The organism is Mesorhizobium sp. M0166 (assembly GCF_040322255.1).
Lineage (GTDB): Bacteria > Pseudomonadota > Alphaproteobacteria > Rhizobiales > Rhizobiaceae > Mesorhizobium.
In genome coordinates, this window is the sequence record NZ_JAMYTD010000091.1 from 1 (window position 1) to 3869 (window position 3869).

3 protein-coding genes and 1 pseudogene are annotated in these 3869 nt (G+C 61.1%); 1 reads left to right on the top strand and 3 read right to left on the bottom strand.

Annotation, left to right across the window (positions count from 1 at the left end):
• Window positions 1-580: 580 nt before the first annotated feature.
• From NKJ46_RS34455 to NKJ46_RS34465, 3 genes and pseudogenes are all read right to left on the bottom strand, one after another.
• Window positions 581-958, bottom strand: coding sequence for a VanZ family protein (locus tag NKJ46_RS34455; RefSeq protein WP_352671780.1), 378 nt, complete (start codon window positions 956-958; stop codon window positions 581-583).
• Window positions 959-1437: 479 nt separating this feature from the next.
• Window positions 1438-1533, bottom strand: a pseudogene (locus tag NKJ46_RS34460) (DUF736 family protein); the annotation flags it as partial.
• A gap of 174 nt (window positions 1534-1707) precedes the next feature.
• Window positions 1708-2463: an SDR family NAD(P)-dependent oxidoreductase gene (locus NKJ46_RS34465; RefSeq protein WP_352671783.1), complete on the bottom strand. Its 756-nt coding sequence runs from the start codon at window positions 2461-2463 to the stop codon at window positions 1708-1710.
• A gap of 136 nt (window positions 2464-2599) precedes the next feature.
• Between NKJ46_RS34465 and NKJ46_RS34470 the strand changes: the two genes are divergently transcribed.
• Window positions 2600-3490, top strand: coding sequence for an AraC family transcriptional regulator (locus NKJ46_RS34470; RefSeq protein ID WP_352671786.1), 891 nt, complete (start codon window positions 2600-2602; stop codon window positions 3488-3490).
• Window positions 3491-3869: the final 379 nt, after the last annotated feature.

The following is a 3869-nucleotide window of genomic DNA, read 5'->3' on the forward strand; positions in this document are numbered from 1 at the left end:
GGGAGAGAACTTGTTGGTCGTCTTGCTTGTCATGGCTCCACCTTCTCAGGAGTTGGAGCCTCCGATCAACCCGGGGCGGTTCAAGTCTCTGCGCGGCGCCACCATGTGAGCCCGCAATCGAAGACCCAGTTGAAACAGATGAGGGCGATAACCGGCCCGGCCAGGCGACCTCGCAGACAATAATCAAGGAAGTAGCGCGCGCCTTCTGATAGCATTCCATACGCCGTGCCCACGAGCACGACGCATGCGGTAACAAGTCCATTAGCGATATGGAGTGAAGGTATAGTGCGCAGTGCGTTGAGCCAAGCGGCAAACGAGACCGCAGCCAATGGCAGGCAACTCAACGCGCCCGCGATCCACCCGTGGCCAGCGCCAGACACGGCGATGAAACCGAACAGCAGCTAGGCGCCGAACAGCGAGGCGATGAAGTATTTCATGCGTCTAAGTTCCGGGACTCCTGGTCTTTCTTAGCTACGGCCATCCCATCCTCCTCGCGGAAATCCTGTAGCGAAGCGTGCCGCAAATCCTCTTCACCGCGCAAGTACTTTACGCAGCCAGCCCGTACTTGCCAGGATGCGACCTAGGAGAAGCCGTCAGCTAATTTCTTTGTCCAGCTTGCAATCGCGAGCCCGCACGCGACGCCGACACAATCGGCAAACCAGTCGTAGATATCCATGTCGCGACTTATTATTTGCATGCCCTGCAGTATCTCGATCGCGGCGCCGGTAAGGGCGAGAAAAACTATCAGTCTTGCTCTGTGCTCTGGCCAACCGAGACTGCCGATAGCCGTCAGCACGACGAACGCTGCGGCGTGATTGAGCTTGTCATCATGAGAGGTGAAGCCGAAACCAAAATTCTGCAAAAGCCACACCGGTGACAGCGCGAGCACGAGGACACCGGCCAGTGTGACCAGAAAAGCAGTCCTTGCCGCGAGGGGAAAAGGTCTTACACGCAACAAATGGGGTCACTCCTTTTATCCGAACTTAGGACGCCGCTACTTCGAACATAGCCATCCGCACGTGGCAGCACATTGGGGAACAGAGTCCATTGCCGCAGAGGGCTGGGAAAAAAGCAAATTGGGATCTCGGTAGGCTTCTGCGTTTAATGCGGCAGTATCAGGGCGGGCGTCAGAAGCGGACTGCGATCGGTGCCACCGATCAATGCAGCAATCGGAGGGGGAGTTTGCTGCCCGTACCGAACCGGCCACCCAGTTGTTCACCAACGGCGGCCGCGCCAGCAACAGCTGCAGCGGAAAATCCGAAAAGAGCTGCTCGGGCGGCAGCAGAGACAATAACAGCCGCAACCGCAATCAAGTCGCCGGTGAAGAAGGCGCGCAAGGCACGCGTCAAAGCGTAGTGTGCGGCACCAGACAGAGGTGCAGTGACGAGCCTGGAGTGGCGAAGCCCCGCCTTGCGCGGGACTTCGTGGTAGCTCGGATCACTGGCCGGCGCGGCGGGACCAGATGAGCGAGAATTCGCCTTCAGCGTCGGTCTCAACCAGACTCGCATAGATCGGAGCGGGCAAGCTCGGATCGTGCCCGGCATTAATAGCGATTAATAGCATGGAGCCGGTCGATCGCTCCGAGGCGTCTCGTATCGCCTGTCATCGCGGTCCCTTCGATCAGATCACCACACCGCCCTCCGCGATAAGCAAGGGGATGCCGTGATAGGCGCACGAGTGCAGATGCGGCGTGCGCTCAACCTCCCTTCAGATTCCCTGGCCGCCCGACACCTCGATCCGCTGGGCATTGACCCATCGATTGTCTTCAGTGAGGAGTGTCGCAATCATCGGCCCGATGTCTTCCGGCAGCCCCACGCGGCCGAGTGCAGTCATGTCTGCGAAGAACTTGTTGAAGTCTGGGCTATCGCGCACGGCTCCGCCGAAGAAGTCTGTTTCGATCGCACCCGGCGCCACCGCGTTGACCGCTATGCCGCGACTGCCCAGCTCCTTCGCCATATAGATTGTGAGCACTTCGATCGCGCCCTTCACCGCCGCATAAGCGGACCAGCCGGGAGCGGAAACGCGGGTTAGGCCGGTCGACAGGTTCACGATGCGGCCGGCGTCCGCGATCAACGGCAGCAGCTTCTGGGTCAAAAAGAACACGCCCTTGAAGTGGACGTTGCACAGCTTGTCGAACTGCTCCTCGGTCATCTCCGCAATCAACGCCACATCGCCGTGACCGGCATTGTTGATGAGATGATCGAAGGTATCGCGCTGCCAGGTCGCTTTGAGCGCCGTCCGCACCTCCTTGGCGAACGCTCCAAAGCCGGCGACGCTGCCGGCATCGAGCTGAAGGGCGACCGCCTTGCGGCCGAGCGCCTTGATCTCGGCGACGACAGCCTTCGCCTCGTTCTCCCGGTTTTGATAGGTGAGGACGATGTCGCCGCCCTTGCGGGCGATGCTGATGGCGGTATTGCGGCCGAGGCCGCGGCTTGCGCCGGTGACGAGGCTGATCTTGGTCATGGTCCGACTCCTGTTTGAGGGATTCGGACCCAATATCGGGGCGGGAGGCTCGCTTGCATTGCCAGAAGCTCGACGTTCTTTGCCTAATCCTCCGAGAGAACGTGTATCGCCCTCGAAGATGGAGTAAATGGGCTCCATGACCGCGCTGCTCGATGCCGTCCGTCGCTATGCAGAAGTCCACGCCGACGCAAACGGCGTGGCGCAGACGCCGATCCCGGGACTTACGATCGTGCGTGTGACAGCGCTGAGCGGCCTCGTCTACGCCATCTCACGGCCGCTCGTCTGTCTCGTGCTGCAGGGAAGCAAGCATGTCGCGATGGGGACGCAGAGCTTCGCCTTCTCCGCGGGTGACTCGCTACTGATCACGGCGGACGTACCGACCGTGAGCAAGATCACCTGCGCGAGCCTCGCGGCGCCCTATCTCTCGCTCGTGCTGGAACTTGACCCAGCGGTCATCGCGGACCTCGCCGTGGAGATGAAAGTGGCTCTCGTTACCGATCACGCACCCGTTCGGGTCGATCCGACCGACGCCGAGGTGAGCGACGCCGCGCTCAGGCTGATACGCTTGTTCGATCGCCCGGCCTCGGTGCCGGTGCTGCAGGCCCAACTGGTGCGCGAGATGCACTATTGGCTGCTGATCGGCCGGCATGGCACGGCGATCCGGCGCCTGGGCAGGCCAGACAGCCAAGTCCGGCGGGTCGCGCGCGCGGTCGCAATGCTGCGCGCCGAATTCGCCCAGCCCTTGCCAGTCGCGCGCCTCGCGGCCGCCGCCGGGATGAGCTCGTCGTCGTTTCACGAGCACTTCCGGGCCGTCACCTCGGTCTCGCCGCGGCAATTCCAGAAGCAGTTGCGCTTGATCGAGGCCCGCCGGCAGATGATTTCGGAGGGTGTCTCGGTAAGCAGCGCAGCGTTCGCGGTCGGCTATGAGAGCGTGCAGCAATTCACGCGAGAGTATGGCCGAATGTTCGGCCTGCCGCCCGTGCGCGATATCGAAGCGGCGAAGCGTGTCGTGGAAACATCGGGATAGAAGGTTCGATCGCTGATCCGACAGATTACCGTCCCGGTGGCCCTTGAATGACCGGCTGGACGCAAATCGGACGGATCATATCTTGCCGAGCATGAGGCCGGGGTCGGGGCCAAACCTTCGAGGCTCCTTGGGCCCGAGTGCAGGCAAGGGTAGCGCAGCACGCTGTGGCACGATTTAGGCCGCAAACCGCTCTAAAACTTACAAAGGAGTCGAGTCAGCAAACGAACTCGGTCACCGCACTTCCCTCTCCCGCTACCAAAAGTCGAATAAGTTACTGGAATAACTAGCAAATCATAGTTGTGTGCGTCAAGTTCTGCAAAAATGGCGTGGCAGTAGCTGTGACGTCGGCGTGTCCGCCGCGCAGCCCCCGTGTTTAGCG